Source organism: Pradoshia sp. TA40_28 (assembly GCF_059694525.1).
In genome coordinates this window covers 103,264-123,288 of record NZ_JCATZO010000002.1, presented here as the reverse complement: position 1 = coordinate 123,288, position 20,025 = coordinate 103,264, and the positions used below count along the sequence as shown (strand labels likewise).

The window sequence follows — 20,025 nt, the reverse complement described above, 5'->3', positions numbered from 1 at the left end:
GGTAATAGTTACCGACTTAAAGCCGGTTGCTTTATTTTATTTTATGTGCGTATAAATTTTGATAAGCAGCATACGTATCGCTAAGTATTCATTTACTAACCTAATCTTCCTTCTCCTTCATCCTTTCAAATAGTTCTTTATTGATTATATAGGTAGTTGTCGACTGGGTTTAACTGAATATCAATATCAACAGAATGATTTAACACTGACTTGTATAGAGTGATACGTTTTTTATCTATAAATAAGGGAATTAAAGAGGGAGATAGAGAAATTGGGGGCTGGAACTATGTCGAATTTAAATATACCGCAACTTCAAGTGAATCAATCGTACCTTCAATTCATTTTTCCCTTCCAGATAGAGACCTCACGAAGCGAAGAATTAATCAAACAATTAACGAAAGAACAATGGGAATTCTTTGACTTAAAAGATCGACAGCAAGAATCTAAGTTTTATGGTGATATACGAATATCTCATGAGCGTATGGAGAAATTTTTTCTGCCGAATATGGAACCTATCTTATTTCCTCGAAAAACAACGAATAAAAATACTTTTCGCCGTTTTAGCAAGATCGTTAATCAAAAGGCCCATTTGCAATCCCGATATTTGGATACAGATTTTCTTCTCGTCTCCTTTGATATTTTTGTATGTCCATATAATATTGGCATGATGAATTTGAGAGTAAACCTGCCTGAACACATGAGTTATAACGATGTCCTTCATTTTATAGACTTGTTCAGAAGATTAGACAAACCAGATGAACTAGAAATTATGTTAAGTGAAAAAAAATATTCCGAAACAAAAGATCTTATTTTCAATAAATATTGTCCTTGGCTCGAGGATTTTCTGTCTAAAAAAGAGCATACAACCTATTTTGGCAGTTTACCATTTTTTATAGAAGAACGAATGCAGGTTTATTACTATTTGTCTTTTGAAGAGAATACGATTTTGGATGAAATTTCTTTATATAGAGCGGCTTCAATAAAAGGATATGATGATGAGGGAGTACCCTGTGCAGGCGCCAAATCAGAGGCATATATCCAGCGTTTCTGTGAGCAGCATGTATATGACCGTTGGGGGGATGACTCCTATTATATCATCAGTAATTATGCCTTTGTCTGTTTATCTAATGAAACTAAAGAGAAAAGTAGATTTATTGCTGAACGTATGTATGGAGAAAATTTCTATACGAATATTTTATTCTTCTTTAATAGGCTCCTATTATTACAATTATCTTATGAGAATTCTCAGCTTAGAGTGGATGACAAAAAAGGCTCCATTGAGAAACTAATCATTCGAATAACGAACTTCTCTGCACAATTCTATCAACCAGAAATACATAGCAGGATATTTGGAAAAGAAATCTATTCAAAAATGAAAGAAATTTTTCATATGGATGATCTATACAACCATGTTAATCGAACGCTTGGTAATCTTTATAAAAATCATGAAAAGCTAACGGGAAAACGGCATGAATATTTACTTACATTTTTAACTATATATACAGTTATATCCGGAATTTATGGCATGAATCTGGTTATCGAACAGGATTGGAAAGCGAGTATTAACTGGTCACAGGCGGCTTCGTATTCTATCTTTGAATATATCGCATTATTTGTGGCGTTATCCGGAATTACGTTAGGTGGAGTTTTGGGAATCATTACTGTCTATAAATGGATAAAAGAAAAAGTGAAATCAAAGGAAGATTAAGCAGGGGAATAGCAAGAGAGTGTAGAACCTAACAAACAAAGAAAATAAAAAAGGAGGTGAGCTGGTGAAAAAATATCTATGCTTCCTATTATGTGTTCTCCTTTTGGCAGCATGCGGTCAAAATTCTACTGAAAATAAAGGAAGTGAAGACAAACCAGTGAATATAGATAAGAGTACAAAGCGTATCAACGATGCAAAATTAACCTCAAACTTGGTTCAAAAAAATAAAGAAGGCAATGAGTACTTGTTTGTATATACGGTTGAAAACAAAACAAACCAACCGATCAAACTAACATTCAATACAGGACAAACCTTTGATTATATCTTAAAGGATCAGTCGGGAAAAACGGTAATCCAATATTCAAAAGGAAAATCCTTTATACAGGTTATTACTGAAAAAGAATTGGTAAAAGATGCTCAATTAACACATGATATTCATTTAAAAGATCTTAAACCTGGGACATATATTTTAGAAGCATGGTTAACCGCCCAAGGGATGGAGAATGATTATAGGGAAAAATTTCAGTTCAAAGTAGAATAATGATAAAAGGGTACCAAATTGAATTGGCACCCTTTTTTTTGTGTGAATAGGACTAAGCTCTTTTTTCAAATAATTGAACGAGTTCTATGATGACTTCGGTAGCTTTTTCCATGCTTTCTACTGCAATATACTCGAATTTGCCGTGGAAATTTTCTCCTCCGGCAAAGATGTTTGGAGTCGGTAAGCCCATATAAGAAAGCTGTGAGCCATCTGTACCGCCGCGGATTGGCTTTACAATTGGTTGAATTCCCAAGTTTTCCATAGCTTGATGTGCTATATCAACAATTTCTTTTACAGGCTCGATTTTTTCTCCCATATTATAATATTGATCATTCATATCTAATATAATATTTTCTTCACCATATTGAGCCTGGTATTTTACAACAAGTTCTTTCATGGTAGCTTTTTTGGCTTCAAATTTTTCTCGGTCATGATCACGGATAATATAAGCAGCGTGAGTACGTTCTACATCGCCGGTTAAAGATAAAAGATGATAGAAGCCTTCATAACCCTCCGTATATTCCGGTGCTTCTTCTTTTGGAAGTTCTGAGTTGAAATTCATGGCAATCTTTAAGGAGTTAACCATTTTATTTTTAGCAGATCCTGGGTGTACGTTGGTACCTTTGAATGTTACTTTCGCCCCAGCCGCATTAAAGCTCTCAAATTCAAGTTCACCAAGGGGACCGCCATCCAGTGTATAAGCGAAATCAGCATTGAAACGCTCTACATCAAATTTATGAGGACCTCTGCCAATCTCTTCATCTGGAGTAAAGGCAACGCGGATTTTGCCGTGTTTAATTTCCGGATGTTTAATTAAGTAATCCATCGCGGTTACGATTTCCGCAACACCTGCTTTGTCATCAGCACCAAGAAGCGTAGTTCCATCCGTAGTGATCAGCGTTTTACCTATATATCCTTTAAGCTCAGGGAAATCTTTCGGTGATAGAACAATATTTTGATTTTTATTAAGCGTAATCTCATCGCCGTTATAATTCTCGACGATTTGAGGATTTACATTCTTCCCGGTAAAATCAGTAGCTGTATCCACATGAGCAAGGAAACCGATCGTTGGTACGTCTTTATCTGTATTGGCCGGTAGCGTGGCGAATAAATAGCCATTTTCATCAAGTGTTACTTCTGCCATCCCGATTTTCTGCAATTCATCTTTTAAAAGATTTAAGAGGTCAAACTGCTTTTCGGTAGAGGGGCAGGTTGGACTGTTCTCATCGGATTGGGTATCAATTTTTACATATGTAAGAAATCGTTCAACTAATTCTTTATTCATCAATTTCATCTCCTTCTGTATCCTTATTATAGCGAAAGTTTAATTAATCAACAAAAAGTTGTTCAAAATTTCTCTCGATTTATTTTCCATCTTGGAGTGGATTTATTTATTTTGCGCATTCTTATATAATGGGATGGAAGGAAAGAAAGGACGAAATCAACTATGTTTACGATTGGAAGTCGCACAGTTAAGACGGCTATAGGTGCTATGATTGCCTTGGTGATTGCTCAAGTTTTATCTTTGGAAAATACGGCAACCGCCGCAGTTATCACCTTATTAAGCGTTCAAAGTACAAAACGCAGAAGCATACAAATTGCCTGGCAGAGATTTGCTGCGTGTATCCTAGGAATATTATTAGCCGTCCTGATATTTGAAGGGTGTGCTTATACAGCTGTCGGGGTAGGGGTATTGTTGTTTATTTACATACCAGTCATGGCTAAGCTAGGTCTACAGGATGGTATTGTTCCTGGGTTTGTCATCGTTATGCAATTATACATATCACAGAATATTACGTTAGAGCTAATCTTAAACCAAATTTGTATCGTTTCGATTGGGATTCTGGTAGCCCTTTTGTTCAATTTATATATGCCTAGTGTGGAAGGTGAAATCAAGAGAATTTTAAAGGAGCTAGAAGGGAATTTTAAAGTGATTTTCCTGCAGCTAGGAAGGTTTATTCGAAAAACAGAACGTGTATGGAATGATGAGTATATCATTAAAACAAAGAAATTAATCGAAGAAGGTATGAGTTTAGCCAAAAGAAGTGAAGAAAATTCCTTTTTTAAAAGAGACTCCTATTATTTGCACTATTTCACAAAAGCTCATCAACAATTCCAAATCGTTGAGCGAATGGTCCCCTTAATCATTCAATTGCCGACAACCTTTGAACAAAATGAAATGGTTGCTGAATTTGTAGATGATATAGGGAAAAATATGGAAGATCGTGATCGTTTGTTAGTAAAATTACAGGAACTAAGAGATAAGTTCGAACAAATGGATTTACCGAAAACAAGGGAAGAATTTGAAACACGTGCTGCTTTATTAATTTTAATGAATAAAATCGAGCAATTTATCGAAATCGAGTCATAATGAAGAGAACGAGCTGTTTATACGTAAACAGTTCGTTTTTGTTGAATTTTACAAAATGGCCGCCTCTGGTTGTAAACTTTCGCAGTACTCATGCAGCAATTTCCATCCATCCTCATATTTTTTAAAGCGTTGCACAAATAGCTTAACAACATCTTGCTTTTCTCCATCCATTTCAAATGTAACCCAAAACATAATAATAACTTCATCTTTGGAAGCGGGTGTGATATGCATGGTTGTGAAATTCCATTTTGGATTATGTCCGCAATAGTGATCGAAAGCTTCCGCCCATCCCAAGCAAGCTTCTTTATATCCCCAATCCGATACGATACCTTCAGTATTTGACCATCGAACAGCGAGATCAGGTGATAACTTAGATATCATCAATTCAGTGTTACAGCTATTCCAAATGGATTGAAATTCACGAAAAAATAAGTTGAAATCCTCCATTAATGACTGATTCAATTTGGTTCCTCCTTGATTCAAGTATGTATGCAACCCTGATAAAGTTATTCTACACATTGGATATATTTCCCTTTTTATTGATAAAAGAAACTATTACCCTAATAAGTTGTTTATAGAACAAAAGGAACTATTCTTACTAGTAAATAGCCCTCAAACTTTAGACAATCTCCTTATTTTAGGGGGACTCTGCCGTATCTTTGTTTCGCTGTCTCTCTTATTTGGTTTAAAAAAGCTATTTTCTGCAGAATAGGCTCGTTTTCCGCGGGCAAGTATCAAGCCTCCTCGCGCTCTGCGCTGTGGGATCTAGGGTACCTTGTTCTTCCCTCAGGATTCTTTCCCATTCTACAGAAAATAGGATACTGTGTTATATGGAGTTTCTTGTTATAAGATATAAATTTCTGTAGTTTTTGTATAATACGTAGTTATTATTTACTAAGGTGATAATTAGGATGTTAACCCAACATTTACAAAAGAATCGAGAACAGATAGAAATGATTACCTTAGAACAACTAGTACCGAAAACCACTTGGTTCGTAAAGTGGAAGCATAAATTTGAAGAAGATGGTCATTTGGACTTGGGAAAGGCCAAACATGATTTTAAATAATAGAGGATAATCGGTCAATTCTCCATGAAAAATACAAAAGGAATTCAGATGATGACTTGTATAAAGCCAATCTGAATTCCTTTTGTATACAATGTACTAACTATTCTTTATATTGCTTTTTAATCAGCTTAAAAAATCTACCGCTATTTGATTGAATTTTGCATATTGATCCACATTACAAACGTGGCCGCTGCTCTCAATTATCTTTAAATCGGAAAAATGTTCATTTTTAATGTCGTTTTTAACGGTGTCTAGAAACATATAATCTTCTTTACCCATTACATATAGTGTTGGAATATCGACAGGCTCTTTTATTAACTCACCATGTATTTCTTCTATTTGATCCACTAAATCAAACCATCTGAGAAATTCCTTTTGATTCATTTTTTTAGCTTCTCGGATAAACATAATCCTGGAGAATTTGTGATTTTTATTTGGCATGAGCACCCAAGCGAAAAAAGAATATAACCACATATATGGAACAAAATTTTTAATGAGCAGGCCAATTCTTAACCAGAACTTTATTCGTTTATTGTATGTTGTTATAGCTCCAGCTAAAATGGATTTCTCTATTCTTTCCGGTGCTATTTTATACATTTTCTTAATTAATAAGGTTCCCATTGATACGCCTATAAACTTTGCTTTTTTTATATTTTTATAGTCAAGAACCTTGATAATATCATTGCAAAGTAATTCAAAGTTATATTTCTCTTCTGTTTGCTCTATTCTTGTTTTTCCATGTCCTCTTAAGTCAATTAACAGCAAATTAAAGTGTTTTTTTAATACCTTAATCTGATTCGCAAATATAGTAGAACTTCCACCTATGCCATGAATACAGACGACCCATTTATTGGAGGATTCATTTTTATACTCTCTATAGAATAACATCGCCACACTCCCCATTCCTTTAAAGCGTATCCCCTCCGAAAGGAATAAACTTATCAAAAAATATACGAGTATATGAATGATTGAAGGAAAATTAATTGCTACTAACGACTACCTGCATTTATGGACCAGTGCATTTCCTTGTCCATACAAATAGTAACTAATATCCAAATAAAAGGAAACTGGGAATCGATGGGATGGAATCCTTCATATAGCAAGCGGTAAGAAATACAGCTTACTAAAGAAAAAGGGAGAGGAACGGTAAAAATAGACGATAGTAAAATAATATTTAAACAATAATAAAATTTTAATTAACTAAGGCTTTTCTTTTAATAGAACAATCCTGAATAAACTACTACCTTTAATAGTCTTCAACATTCTCTTGTCTATTCTGGTAAATTTATTAACTCTTACAGTAATGTGATTGTAATTAGATTAAAAATATTTATCACTTATAGACAAAGAATTGGAAGGAACAGCATTTTGGGACAAGCTTTGCTTTTATTCAACAAATAGTTGGTTTGTAAATTAAAATCATGTCAAAAAGGAACGAACGATTCATACGATTTTTAGCTGGTAATAATTTGAAAACAAGAAATAGATGGAATATACTGAAATCGTTCACACGATAAAATAGATGGAGGGAATTAAATGACCACTACCTTAAGTCCCAATGTTAGTCCGAAATTAGCAGAGTTTCTAAAAGGCACAAAACAGTTATATGTAAATGGTCGTTTCGTAGACTCAGTTTCAGGTAAAACGTTTGAAACAATGAATCCAGCTACAGATGAAGTTTTGGCTGTGATTTCAGAAGCTCAATCTGAAGATATCGATTTAGCTGTTAAAGCAGCGCGTAATGCATTTGATCAAGGTCCTTGGAGAACGATGAATGCTGCAGAGCGCAGTCGTTTAATATACAAGTTGGCAGATTTAATGGAAGAGAACAAGCTGGAATTGGCTCAGTTGGAAACATTGGATAACGGGAAGCCATTCCGTGAGACATCCAATGCTGATATTCCGTTAGCTATTGAACATTTTCGCTACTTTGCGGGCTGGTCAACCAAAATTATGGGACAAACCATCCCAGTAGCGGGTAACTTCTTCAACTATACAAGGCATGAACCGGTAGGAGTGGTAGGCCAGATTATCCCTTGGAATTTCCCATTATTAATGGCTGCCTGGAAACTAGGTGCAGCGCTTGCAACCGGGTGTACGATTGTATTAAAACCAGCAGAAAACACACCGCTTTCTGTCTTATATTTGGCAGAACTCATTAATGAAGCGGGCTTCCCAGATGGAGTGGTCAATATTGTGCCTGGGTTTGGTCAAACTGCTGGCCAACCATTAGTTGATCACCCACTGGTCGATAAAATTGCTTTTACTGGATCCACCAAAGTGGGTAAACAGATCATGAAATCAGCTGCTGACACTCTGAAGCGCGTGACATTGGAACTTGGAGGAAAATCACCAAATATCATTCTTCCAGATGCGGACTTAGAAAAAGCGGTTCCGGGCGCACTGATGGGAATTATGTTCAATCAGGGACAGGTTTGCTGTGCAGGAAGCCGTTTATATGTTCAGAAGAAAATGTATGATAATGTAGTAGCTGATTTGATATCCTGTGCCAAGGATATTAAACAGGGAAATGGTCTAGAAGAAGATACAACGATGGGACCGCTGATTTCCTCCCAGCAGCAATCCCGAGTTAAAGGATATATTGACAAAGGTGTTGAAGAGGGAGCAGAAGTCTTACTTGGAGGGGATCTTCCATTTGATAAAGGATATTTTGTATCTCCGACTATATTTGCAGATGTGAATCATAGTATGACGATCGCGAAAGAAGAAATATTTGGGCCTGTTGTTGCGGCCATGCCATTCGATGATATCGATGATCTCGTCCAAAAAGCAAATGACAGCCACTATGGATTGGCAGCCGGAGTTTGGACGCAGGATTTGAAAAAAGCCCACCAAATTGCTCATAAATTACAAGCAGGAACCGTATGGGTGAATACGTATAATACATTTGATGCGGCTTCTCCATTTGGAGGATATAAACAATCCGGTATCGGTCGCGAAATGGGCAGCTATGCTTTAGAAAACTACACAGAAGTGAAGAGTGTTTGGATTAATATGGACTAAGAATGATAGGGAGTAAATAAGGAGGTTAACAGTGTGATTAGGACGGCAATCACACTGTTTTTTTGTGTTTATACAACAATCAAAAAATCCCCATAAAAGTCAGAGTGGTATCTGATTTTTATGGGGTGAGTTTTAAGTAGTAACTAGCTTTTCTTCAGAGAAGGTTCAGTTTGAAGGGGCGAAAGTTCTTTTGCGTCATCCTTTGTATACATTCTCTGAAAGACGATTGTCTGAATGATGAGGAAGATTCCGCTTGTTGACCAGTAGAGCGGAAGAGCAGCCGGCGCTGAAAAAGAGATAAACAGGATCATCATCGGAGAGAGTAACCCCATAAGTTTCATCTGTTTTTGCTGTTCAGGCTGCATTTGCTTTAAGCTTACTCTAAATTGGAGATAGGAAATCAATCCTGCAATTAGCGCCATGATTAGGTTAACCTCGCCTAGACTAAACCAAAGAAAATTATGGCTTTCGATCACATCTGAATCTTTAATGGCATAATAGAATCCCATTAAAATCGGCATTTGAATCAACATCGGTAAGCATCCGATATTCATCGGATTTACGCCGTGCTTCTGATAAAGCTGTAACATTTCCTGCTGAATTTCTGCTTTCTTTGCTGGATCATTTGTTTGTTTTAATTTTTCCTGAATGTCTTGCATCTCAGGTTTGATAACTTCCATTTTACTTTTCATGTCCGCCTGTGTTTTATATTGTTTAACAACTAAAGGCATAAGCAATAATTTAATCAGCAGAGTAGCCAATATAATGCTGAGGCCATAGTTTCCGTTAAATAATTCTGCATTAAACTCTAATAAGGATAAGAGAGGAGACACAATAAAATGTTGGAAGAAACCCTCGTCCCCGCTCGTATTAGCTGAACATCCACTCAATAATAATCCTGCAAATAAAATACCTAATAATCTGTTCAATCCATTTCCTCCATTTCGTGTGTTTATTTATACGATGGGAAGGAAATGGTTATTATCTTTTTCTCCAGGGTTTACCTTGATTCTAAATAAGGTGAAAAAGCGTTGTATATCACGTTTATCTATAATTGGCTGTTCCTTATCACTTGTTAAAATCAGTTGATTTGTTTCTTCTTCATAGTGATTATTCAGAAGAACTTTATTTTGCTGATGCACAATAAATAAGGCAGCTAACGGAAAGACGACCGAAAATAAGAAAGCTATTAATAATGTTTGCTGAATGACTTGATAATCGTATTCAATTAATAATCCAATCATGGCAATTCTCCGTTTAAGAACTTCAAGTATGAAGTAATTTGGTTATACAAACTATACCATACCATTAAAGGAATGCTATAAATAAAATAGAAGTTTTTGGTATTAAGGGGGTCGAAAAAAGATGTTACTTATAGACTAAACAATACCAACTGTGATCTTAATCGTTGGAATAAGTTTTTTGAAGGATTAAAGATGGCCTTAATCGAATAACATATGTGCAGTAAAAACTGTCGAACTAGGTAGTGTAATATTTGTATCAAAAGAGAGGGGGAGAAAGTTGGAAATAGAATTTGCTGGTACAGGAATAAGTACTGGGCTAGTTTGTATTGGAATCGGATTAGCTTTAATGGGTTATTTCATAGGTAAAGGGTTAACGCTTTTTCGTCAGCCCAAAAAGGCAATTGATTATAATATGTTTTTAAAAGAGAGTGACTTGGAATTTCTTCTAAACTTAAATAAGCTGGAAATAAAGGCTTTATTGACTGAACATCAGGATATTCCCAAGCTTGTATTAAACGGTACTACCTATTATCCAAAAAACCAATTAATCGAATGGATTTCGTCTCATCATTACAAGAATGTAGACTGATCCATTTAAGTAGAATTGAAAAAAATAACGGCTGGGTATCCAGCCGTTATTTCCATCTATATGCAAATAGAATTTAGATCATGTCTTATTTTTATCGGAATTATACCGTAATAATGGTTACATCAATATTTCCTCGTGTTGCTTTAGAGTAAGGGCAAACCTGATGGGCTTTTTCAGCATATTGTTTAGCCTCTTCTTTATCCAATTCAGGGATAGATACATCTAAGCGAACAGCGAGTTTAAATCCACCATCTTCTGCATCCTTACCGATTGTTACATTTGAAGTAACTGTTGTGTCTACTTTCTTTCTATCTTTTCGTAAAACAAGGTTTAATGCACTGTCAAAACATGCTGCATAGCCCGCTGCGAATAGTAATTCTGGGTTAGCAGCCTGTTCTCCGCTTCCTCCGAGTGCTTTAGGTTGTCTCACATCTAAATTAATAACTCCATCTTCAGATTTAACATGTCCTTCACGGCCGCCAGTGGCTGTGACGGTTGCAGTATATAATGGTTCCATCTTATCCACTCCTTATTATATGATATATAGCACTTTTCCCTGTTTCTGTCTTATTAAACAAAGGTCAAAGAAAACATCATGTGATGAATATGAAAATATTTCCTTTTTCATCTAGACTACATAGAATAACAAGGTATATAATGGAAATGGAAATATACTTTATGGAAAGTAGTGAGTGTGGATAATGGAAACTGAAATGCTAACTATTTTTAATGAATCAGGTAGATCGGTTGGGGTAGCCACACGCGAAGAAGTTCATAAAAAAGGATATTGGCATCAAACATTTCAATGTTATATTGTTGGGATGGAAAATCATGAAGAATATATGTATATCCAACTTAGAAGTCATTTGAAAAAGGATTTTGCTAATTTGTACGACATCACAGCCGCAGGGCACATTCTCTCTGATGAGTCGGTTGCTGATGGTGTAAGGGAAGTGAATGAGGAGCTAGGCTTAAATATTTCCTATCATCAACTGACTAGTCTCGGGATGATTTCTAATGTAATTGAAACCGAGACAATTATAGATCATGAATTAAGTCATGTTTTTCTTTATGAAATGAAAGATTCGATAGAGACCTTTAACCTGCAACAAGAAGAAGTTTCCGGATTGGCTAAAGCTCCATTAAATCAGTTTATAGCGTTTTATAGTGGAAAGAGAGATCAATTGGAGATAGAGGGATATAAGTATGATTCAAGTGGAAATAAAGCTTGGTTTACGGACACAATTACTAAAGATCAGTTTGTACCGCATTCTAAGAACTATTTTGAAAGTGTAGCAAAAGCTATACGTTCTAGAAAAGGATAAACAATAACCTTGTTAGCTTAAAAGGAAGCGGATCACAAGCTTAAGAAACGTTTAACCTATAACCTTTTTTGAGAATTGATCTGTTTTCAAGATTAGATATGAAACTATCCTATCCTCTGATCACCGCTAATCTTGTGGTATTTATAAAGGTTTCCTAAAAGCGCTGAGACTCTTAGGAAACCTTTTTTTAGACTTATTTAAAGATCATGCCAGATAATAAAATTTCATTCTACCTTACCGGAAAATATTTTGTCAATAATAAATTTGTGAATTTATCAAAAAATGTTATAATAGTCTTATAATTGTTTTTTTTAACTTGTATTTCTAATTCCGTTGGACTTATTTTTTGATGATAAAATTTGAATACGTCTTTTTTTTTATCCTTTTTTAATTCAAACAGTTTTATGAGCTTTAAAGTAAGTTGTTGGATAAAATGATTACCATTCTATTTATAGTAAGCGAGCTTTTATTACAAGGAGGACTTGAATAATGAACCTAATCAATAAGAAAGTTACACACAAACGTTTTGGTGAAGGTAGTATAGTAAAGCAGGATGAGTCTAGTATTGAAATACATTTCGAATCTGAAAATAAAAGGTTTGTTTTCCCTGATGTATTTGGAGAACACTTGAAACTACATGATGAAAGTGATGCTAAGTCACTTGAAAAAATTCTTCAAAAAAAGGAAGAGGAACGAAAAGAAGAAGAATCAAAAAAGGAAGAGGAAAAAAAGTTACAACGCAAAAAACAGGAACTTCACTTAGAACATGAGAAACTTATGAAACATCATAAACTTCATCCACAATCTCAAATGGTTTTTTGGTGTGATACAGAAGAACAGACTAGTTCTTTTTCAGACTGGAAGGTTTTTTCAGGTGTTATAAAAAGTGGTACAAACAAAGGGAAGCCAAACAAGCCAATCCGCTTGCATCAAAATAGCGCTGTCTTGTTAACTTCATCTGATCCAGATAAGCCTGAAAAAGACAGACGAATCTTAGGTGTTTACATGGTCAAAGAAGGTTTTGTCGGTAAGCTTTGTGAAGATGGATATATTCCTGCTCATTCAAAATACAGAATTCAACTTACAGAACAAGAATCAGATCAGCTGTTATTTTGGGAATATTATATAAATGAAAAATCTCCGGAAAAAATGACATGGAATACAGGGAAATACCGTTATTTTGATAATTCATGGATGGCTCAAATTTTACTTGATATCATTTCCTTGAAAATTGATCCCGAAGAACGCGAGCTGGCACAACAATTTTTTAACCATTTTTGTAAAATGAACCGGATAACAGAAGAAGAATTACCCAAACCTAATGGCGCAATAATGCGTAATAAGGCGTTATCCGAAAGATAAGTTAAAGGCGAATAAGAAAAAAGCTCGATTTCACTGATATGGAACGAGCATATATTCATCCACTAACACGCATGTATGGCCTCATACAAGCCTATATACGGAGTGTATGGAATAGTTTAAATATGAAATTATGTATGAAAAAGCCCTAATCTCAAGTGGAGATTAGGGCTTTCCTGTATACCATTTAAGTATCAGGTGACAAAGGGTAAAAGAAAAACGAATTTTTCGAGTAATATAAATCGGTATGTATTATATTAAAATAGTGATAAAGACTAATATATAATCAATTACTAAAGAGTGAGCACGTACTTACCGTTAAAGCGTTTAGATAATCTTATTTAATATAGTCAACAAAACCAAATAAAGTGCCCTGTTAATTTGTCTGAATTAGCGATTTTTACCTTACAAACGTGTAGATTAGTGTAGAAAGAGGGATGATTAATGATTGGTGCCATTATAGGTGACATTGTTGGATCACGTTTTGAATTTAATAATTATCGTAGCAAGGATTTTGAGTTCTTCACTGAAGATTGCCGAGTAACAGATGACAGTATTATGACTCTTGCGATTGCTAAGGCTCTTATGGAGGCTGAAAGGGCTATTCAACGTTCTATTGATGGAAGTGTTGATGAATGTAAAGAGGTGCTGGAGAGCATGTCGATTACCTATATGCAACATATGGGACGCAAATATCCGAATTGTGGCTTTGGTGGGATGTTTTCTAAGTGGATATTCAGCGAGAATCCTGAACCGTATAACAGTTTTGGGAACGGGGCAGCCATGCGGATAAGTCCTGTAGGTTTTTTAGCCAGAACGGAGAGCGAAGCAAGGGAGCTATCCGAGATTGTTACAGGGATAACGCATAATCATGAAGAGGGAATAAAAGGGGCAGAAGCTACCGCAGTCGCTATATTTATGGCGAAACGGGGATTTATTAAAAATGAAATTCGAGAGAAGATGAACGAATATTACTATCCGCTAGATTTCACAATTGATGAAATTAAAAGCACATATAGATTTAATGAGACGTGCCAAAGTACTGTACCGCAAGCCATTGTAGCATTTTTAGAATCTTCTTCATTTGAAGATGCTATTCGTACCGCCATTTCCATCGGGGGTGATAGTGATACAATTGCAGCCATTACCGGAGCTATAGCGGAAGCTTATTATGGAGTCCCTAAAGCTTTTAAAGAAAAGGCATTATCTTATTTAGATAGTGAGCTGCTAGCGATTTATGATGAATGGTCTAGTTTTATTAAAAGTGCATATGCACCTGGTAAGTTTAAAGTGTTAACGAAATACATCGGGAAATTATGTAATACGGATTCCTATGGTGAATGGATTATTGATAAGGGGGACGATGTCAAAGAGACAAATACATTTCATATGCCCTATGTCATGTTCAATGAGCTCGTAAATTCATTTGTTCAAGAGTTCTATCAGTTCTCCGCAAGCCATCCTGAGTACAGATTAACGGAGTACCGTTTTATTTTGGAGGAAAATGGTCTCGCATGGGGTGGTGACTCTATGCGAGATGCTGATCTGGCTTCTCTTGATTCCGAATGTATCCTTGCATTAATTATGGGTACCATTCGAGCAGATCGATTCTCTGAAGGCACACTGCTAGGCTTCTTTGAGGATGGTATCATTGTGAAATGGTTAAAGAGACTCGAAACTATTGATGAAAATAATGATTATGATTCATGAAAATTACACTCCGAATTCTAAAATAGTATGTATCATGGGTTAAAATCCTATAAAAGCAGGATATAAGCTAAATAAAATTAATGAGCTGGTTATTCTTCTTTACTTATTAATACATAACTATGGCATACTTTTTTTCTTCTTCCTCTTCATCATAGATAAAGGCAAAGTTAAGTGTCACATCGATTCCATCTTCTGTTAGCCAATTAAAAGAATGGGTAGCAGGATTGGTCCTGTTCGTCAGTCCGTGCTTCAGGAGGACCTTGCGTTCAAATGCGCTAAATGCTTCTTCCAGTCCGTGTTCCTGAAAATTGTACTCCTGTATTAAGTGATTTTTTAATAAGGGCCAGCTGTAAAATTCAATCATGATTCAGTCTCCTTCACTAAAGATAATCATTCTATTATAAGGTCTTCCCCTGAAATAAACAATTTCAAATGCTTGAGACAAGGGAAAACGTTAACGAATGAATTAAGTTCTAAGCAAGAAAAACAATCATTGCTTTAAAGAAGAATATAATTTTATGACATTATAATGGACAATAGCAATTCTAACTTGCCAGCTTCTTTTCAAAGAAAGAGATAGAAAACAAATGCAAAGGTGTGATAGCCTTTGCTTTTTTATATATTTCTTTTGAAATGGTTAGAAATTAATCAACCTGATTTGAACAGCTGGTTAGTTCGTTTCGTAACTAAATAAAATAATATTTTTCTGGTTTAATTCATTAGAAAACGAGAAATTATATTAATATATCTTATTTGCAAGTATAGTATTCAACTCTTTGAAATTAGTAAAGAAATTAATGTAAAGGAGCGAGTAAATATGATCAAAGGACTTGGAATTGACTTAGGTACAACTTTTTCATGTGTTGCGTATATAGACGAACATGAGAACCCAGTTGTATTAAAAAATGCAGAAGGCAAAGCTACAACACCATCAGTTGTGTATTTTGAATCACAGGATAATATTGTCGTAGGAGATATAGCTAAACAAAGTTTGGTATCTGAACCGGATCATACCGTTGCCTTTATTAAACGTGATATGGGGAAAATAGATGAAGATACAAAGCAACCGATTATGAGAACGATACATGGAATTAGTATGTCCCCGCAAGAAATATCAGCAAAGATTCTTACGAAAATAGTTAAGGATGCTAATGCAGAGCTGAGAGCATTAGGAAAGTTAAGTGATGCTGATCCAGATGTTAAAGATGTGGTTATTACCTGTCCTGCCTATTTTGGTATGGCTGAAAGAGAGGCTACAAAGGCTGCAGGTAAAATCGCAGGGTTAAATGTATTAAATATTATCCCAGAGCCTACAGCAGCGGCTTTAAATTATGCTCATGTGAATAACGGCAAAGACCAAACTGTAATGGTTTATGATTTAGGTGGAGGTACATTTGACGTTACCATTATTGAAGTGAACAATGGCATCCCTCATGTTATTTGTACAGATGGTAGCCATACATTAGGCGGGAAAGATTGGGATGACGCGCTTGTTCAATATTTTGCAGAAAAATATTTAGACGAAAAGGACGAAGATCCTAGAGAAAACCTGGATATTTTACAGGAGTTATTTTTAAAGGCAGAACAAACTAAAATTACTCTGAGCAATAGAGAATCAGCACCGGTAATGATTATTGGTGATTCAGGAAGATTAAACTTTACGATGACACGTAACGAATTTGATGAGAAAACAAAAGATCTATTAGAAAGAAGTATTAGCTATACAGATAAGTGTATAAAAATTGCTGCAGCGAAAAAATATAAAAAAGATATTGAAGCCATAACGAATGAAGAAATAGATCAATACGTTCATGAAGAAATCACCGACATTTTACTAGTCGGAGGTTCATCTAAAATGCCTCAAGTATCTAAATTAATCCAAAGTAAATATGGTATTGAACCAAAAGAAGCAGACTTAGATGAGGCAGTTGCAAAAGGAGCGGCTATTTGTGCAAGCAATGAGTTTGTGGAATTCAGTGAAGAAGACTGGCAATTAGTGAAAAAATCAGTTGGCGAGCAAGACTATGATTTTGTTAAAGAAGCAATCCAGGAGGGAAATGAGAGCGTACTGAAACAATATGAAGATCGACTGCCAAGACATATGGTTCAAAAGCAAGAATCGCGTGGCATGATTTTTACAAATGTATCCCCAAGAACATATGGTACTGCAGCCTATGAAAACTCATCCAGAGATAAACTAGTAATCTTTAATTTTATAAAAAGAAATGATGAACTTCCGCAAAAACAAACACTGATGTTCTCTACGATGGATGAAGGACAAATGGGAGTCGATATTGACGTATATGAGTCATTTGCGGTTAGTGATAAGACCGAACTTGAAGATGGCAATAAGATAGGTTCTGGAATTCTTGAATTCCCAAATAGTATGCCGAAGGGAACACCTATTGAAATCACACTACGTATGAATAGTGCAGGGTTATTGGAAGTTAGTGCCTTTCATAAGGAAACAAATAGCATATATAATGGTACTTTTGACGTTTCAAACTCTTTATCTTCTGAGGAAACTAAACAAGCTATTGAACGTAATAAACACCAATCATTCAACTAAAGAAGGACAATAATCAACCTTGGAATGTGGTGATTTTTATGTCGAATAAAAATTATTTTGAGTTATTTAAACTTGAAGTGAATGAATCGCTGATCTTAAATCCTACACTTGAGTATGAAGAGCAAATAAATAAAGCTTTTCTTGATATGGAAAATAAGTGGAAACAATTGAAACTAAAACATTTAGGTAAAGTAAGTGATGATGCCTCTGAAAATTTACAGAGATTAAAAGCGCATGAATTTGATATTTTAAAAAATCCGATAGAACGACAACGGTATTACTTGAAAATTAAAGAAGAGAAGCAATCGGAACTAAAAACTAGATTGATTGAATCTAATGCAGAGGATATTGATCTTGAAGTTTTAAAGAAAAAATATCATCAATATCTTGCTGAATCGGAAATTAAAAAAATAGTCAAAGAGGTAATTAAAGCTAAAGAAGGACCAGATGTAGACATATCAATGAATCTGCTTAATAAGCTTGCTGCTTATGAAAATGAAATGAAACAGTTAGGAGAAACGAGTTTATTCATTGCTTTTGGATTTGATGAAAAAGCCAACTATGAAACAGTCCAAAATAAAATTAAGCAAAAATTAGATGATTTACAAAAAACATTCGATGAGCACCCAAATGATAGTAGTTATAAAAAATATATAGATATAAAGGATATCTTGAAAAAATTTGAAAAAGATGTATTTTTGACAGAAGAGTTTACAAATAAATATGAAGAATACAAACAGATTCTAAAATATTCGATGTTTATCCAGTTATTATTGAGCATGAAAGATAAGGATATTACGACACTATATTTTAAAGATATTTTGTTGAAGAAAGCAAAAGAAGAAGGAATAGATGAAAACGAGTTTGTTTTGTTTTTATTAAAAAACCACAAGTATTTTGGCATTAAAGGCATCTCACCTGTAACGGATTATTATGTGGCAAATACTGGTCATAAAAAGGACAGCCAAATAACTTTACAAAATGTTCTTTCAGTGAAGGATTATGAGTATCATTGTGGCCGTGAAGCCTTAAATAATAAAGAGTTAGATAAGGCATTTGAACATTTTAAAGAATCTAATAGTATTGACCCGGGCTATGCACTGTATGAATTAGCCGAATTATATTATACAGGCACTGATACCGTTCCTCGGGATCCCAGCAGGGCTTTTAAATGCCATGAGGATGCCATAAAATATAACAACTCTCACAAAGGAAATAATAAAAATTCGATGTATCGGATGAGTCAGATGTGTTTCAATGGGGAAGTTTGTGAGAAAAATGATCAAGCTGGATTTAAGCATTTAAAGAACTTTGTTTTTAAATTGCCACCAACAAATGATTTTTACGATCAAGCTCATTTAGACTTGGGCGACTGTTATTATAAAGGGAAAGGTACTTCTAAAAATTATAAAAAAGCGTTGGAGCACTACGAAAATTCAACTAGCGCAAAATCGAAAGAAAGAATTAGAAATTTAGAAAGAGAGATTACTTATAGACCAATAGTAATGATTGGTATATATCTTGTTTCCTATGTTATTTTGTTTCTTATATCTATGCATTATTTAGAGATTTGTTTAACTTCTAATTTGAATATAACAAATGTAATCGTCTATTTTGAAATAGTATTCATGTGGATAGTCTTTACAAGCTTGTGCTTAAATATCAATCCATCATGGTTAAATCAGTTAAACAAACTGGATCATATAACCACTATTCAGGCGAAGGCTGTAAAATATATACACTTATATAAAAAACAGATATTGACCTTTGTAATTCTATTATTTGGAATTGTCTGTTTCTATCTGTTTTATACAGAAGGGCTAATAGAGTCTTGGCTAACGGAAGCGGATAGGAATGAAATGCCAGAATTTGCCTATCTACTATTAAGTTATGGGGTAAACTGGGTATCAGCGGGGATCTATTTAGTAGTCTTACTTCCTCTATGGTTGATTAAGAATAATGATACAGACTATAACGTAATAGATTCCTATCCTAAATCAATCACTTGGGGATTAATAAGTATAGCTATATTAGTAGGCGGAATTTACTATGCCTATCATTGGTCCGCAACAAATGTATTAACAGAATTTAGTGTTTTAAAGTATGTTGGAATAACGATATTTTTAGTGATAATCGTTTCAATAATGGATTCAAGTAAAATAATCAGACGTTTATTACATGGAAAGGTAGACGTATATCTTTTTGCAGCGTTATTGTTGTATGGTGCATTAACTTGTGCTTTAGTGGCTGAAAAAAATGGGGATTTACCTTTGGCAACTACAATACTGCAGGTTTTCTTGGCTTCTGGTTTTACACAAGCAAGAGACCCCGTAGGTTAATTCCACCAAATTTTCTATCCCCATTTGTTCTGTTGTCAAAAGTTCATTTGAAATATTGCTTAGATGGTTCTGTTCTCATTATATTCACACAGAAAGACACTTCCATTTGTTAATAGCAATTGGAAGTGCTTTTCTTTTATGCCTCTTTTCAGGTGATAGCACTTATGATCCAAGTTTAT

18 protein-coding genes are annotated in these 20,025 nt (G+C 34.8%); 11 read left to right on the top strand and 7 right to left on the bottom strand.

Annotated elements, in window-relative coordinates:
* The first annotated feature begins 286 nt into the window (after positions 1 to 286).
* Together AC58NB_RS02660 and AC58NB_RS02655 are read left to right on the top strand one after the other, a co-directional pair.
* On the top strand, positions 287 to 1,708 hold the full coding sequence (locus AC58NB_RS02660; RefSeq protein WP_497425269.1) for a hypothetical protein: 1,422 nt from the start codon (positions 287 to 289) through the stop codon (positions 1,706 to 1,708).
* A gap of 64 nt (positions 1,709 to 1,772) precedes the next feature.
* Positions 1,773 to 2,249: a BsuPI-related putative proteinase inhibitor gene (locus AC58NB_RS02655; protein ID WP_497425268.1), complete on the top strand. Its 477-nt coding sequence runs from the start codon at positions 1,773 to 1,775 to the stop codon at positions 2,247 to 2,249.
* 52 nt (positions 2,250 to 2,301) lie between these two features.
* Here the strand turns inward: AC58NB_RS02655 and pepT are convergent, their stop codons facing one another.
* Positions 2,302 to 3,534, bottom strand: coding sequence for a peptidase T (gene pepT, locus AC58NB_RS02650; protein WP_497425267.1), 1,233 nt, complete (start codon positions 3,532 to 3,534; stop codon positions 2,302 to 2,304).
* Between the two features lie 162 nt (positions 3,535 to 3,696).
* On the opposite strand from pepT, the gene AC58NB_RS02645 reads away from it, so the two are divergent.
* Positions 3,697 to 4,620: an aromatic acid exporter family protein gene (locus AC58NB_RS02645; RefSeq protein WP_497425266.1), complete on the top strand. Its 924-nt coding sequence runs from the start codon at positions 3,697 to 3,699 to the stop codon at positions 4,618 to 4,620.
* A gap of 48 nt (positions 4,621 to 4,668) precedes the next feature.
* Here the strand turns inward: AC58NB_RS02645 and AC58NB_RS02640 are convergent, their stop codons facing one another.
* Positions 4,669 to 5,082, bottom strand: a complete 414-nt coding sequence (locus tag AC58NB_RS02640; protein WP_497425265.1) for a hypothetical protein — start codon at positions 5,080 to 5,082, stop codon at positions 4,669 to 4,671.
* A gap of 449 nt (positions 5,083 to 5,531) precedes the next feature.
* Here AC58NB_RS02640 and AC58NB_RS02635 point away from each other — a divergent pair, with 449 nt between their 5' ends.
* A complete protein-coding gene (locus AC58NB_RS02635) occupies positions 5,532 to 5,687 on the top strand; it encodes a hypothetical protein (RefSeq protein WP_497425264.1) in 156 nt (51 codons plus the stop codon).
* A 123-nt stretch (positions 5,688 to 5,810) separates the two neighbouring features.
* On the opposite strand, the gene AC58NB_RS02630 is transcribed toward AC58NB_RS02635, so the two are convergent.
* Positions 5,811 to 6,575, bottom strand: coding sequence for an alpha/beta fold hydrolase (locus tag AC58NB_RS02630; protein WP_497425263.1), 765 nt, complete (start codon positions 6,573 to 6,575; stop codon positions 5,811 to 5,813).
* 648 nt (positions 6,576 to 7,223) lie between these two features.
* Here AC58NB_RS02630 and AC58NB_RS02625 point away from each other — a divergent pair.
* Positions 7,224 to 8,711: an aldehyde dehydrogenase family protein gene (locus AC58NB_RS02625; protein WP_497425262.1), complete on the top strand. Its 1,488-nt coding sequence runs from the start codon at positions 7,224 to 7,226 to the stop codon at positions 8,709 to 8,711.
* 143 nt (positions 8,712 to 8,854) lie between these two features.
* Here AC58NB_RS02625 and yidC read toward each other — a convergent pair whose 3' ends face one another.
* On the bottom strand, positions 8,855 to 9,640 hold the full coding sequence (gene yidC / locus AC58NB_RS02620; protein WP_497425261.1) for a membrane protein insertase YidC: 786 nt from the start codon (positions 9,638 to 9,640) through the stop codon (positions 8,855 to 8,857).
* Positions 9,641 to 9,667: 27 nt separating this feature from the next.
* The gene (locus AC58NB_RS02615) at positions 9,668 to 9,955 is read right to left on the bottom strand and encodes a hypothetical protein (protein WP_497425260.1); all 288 of its coding nucleotides are present in this window, start codon (positions 9,953 to 9,955) and stop codon (positions 9,668 to 9,670) included.
* A gap of 277 nt (positions 9,956 to 10,232) precedes the next feature.
* Between AC58NB_RS02615 and AC58NB_RS02610 the strand changes: the two genes are divergently transcribed.
* Positions 10,233 to 10,544, top strand: a complete 312-nt coding sequence (locus AC58NB_RS02610; RefSeq protein WP_497425259.1) for a DNA-binding protein — start codon at positions 10,233 to 10,235, stop codon at positions 10,542 to 10,544.
* 100 nt (positions 10,545 to 10,644) lie between these two features.
* On the opposite strand, the gene AC58NB_RS02605 is transcribed toward AC58NB_RS02610, so the two are convergent.
* Positions 10,645 to 11,061: an organic hydroperoxide resistance protein gene (locus tag AC58NB_RS02605; RefSeq protein WP_497425258.1), complete on the bottom strand. Its 417-nt coding sequence runs from the start codon at positions 11,059 to 11,061 to the stop codon at positions 10,645 to 10,647.
* A 184-nt stretch (positions 11,062 to 11,245) separates the two neighbouring features.
* Here AC58NB_RS02605 and AC58NB_RS02600 point away from each other — a divergent pair, with 184 nt between their 5' ends.
* From AC58NB_RS02600 to AC58NB_RS02590, 3 genes are all read left to right on the top strand, one after another.
* The gene (locus AC58NB_RS02600; RefSeq protein ID WP_497425257.1) at positions 11,246 to 11,869 is read left to right on the top strand and encodes an NUDIX hydrolase; all 624 of its coding nucleotides are present in this window, start codon (positions 11,246 to 11,248) and stop codon (positions 11,867 to 11,869) included.
* A gap of 489 nt (positions 11,870 to 12,358) precedes the next feature.
* Positions 12,359 to 13,231: a malate synthase gene (locus AC58NB_RS02595; protein WP_497425256.1), complete on the top strand. Its 873-nt coding sequence runs from the start codon at positions 12,359 to 12,361 to the stop codon at positions 13,229 to 13,231.
* Positions 13,232 to 13,672: 441 nt separating this feature from the next.
* A complete protein-coding gene (locus tag AC58NB_RS02590) occupies positions 13,673 to 14,938 on the top strand; it encodes an ADP-ribosylglycohydrolase family protein (protein WP_497425255.1) in 1,266 nt (421 codons plus the stop codon).
* Positions 14,939 to 15,044: 106 nt separating this feature from the next.
* Here AC58NB_RS02590 and AC58NB_RS02585 read toward each other — a convergent pair whose 3' ends face one another.
* A complete protein-coding gene (locus tag AC58NB_RS02585) occupies positions 15,045 to 15,302 on the bottom strand; it encodes a hypothetical protein (RefSeq protein WP_497425254.1) in 258 nt (85 codons plus the stop codon).
* A 453-nt stretch (positions 15,303 to 15,755) separates the two neighbouring features.
* Between AC58NB_RS02585 and AC58NB_RS02580 the strand changes: the two genes are divergently transcribed.
* Both AC58NB_RS02580 and AC58NB_RS02575 read left to right on the top strand, forming a co-directional pair.
* Positions 15,756 to 17,507 (top strand): Hsp70 family protein, encoded by a 1,752-nt coding sequence (locus AC58NB_RS02580; RefSeq protein ID WP_497425253.1) that lies wholly within the window; start codon positions 15,756 to 15,758, stop codon positions 17,505 to 17,507.
* 38 nt (positions 17,508 to 17,545) lie between these two features.
* Positions 17,546 to 19,846: a tetratricopeptide repeat protein gene (locus AC58NB_RS02575; RefSeq protein WP_497425252.1), complete on the top strand. Its 2,301-nt coding sequence runs from the start codon at positions 17,546 to 17,548 to the stop codon at positions 19,844 to 19,846.
* The last annotated feature ends 179 nt before the right edge of the window (positions 19,847 to 20,025 follow it).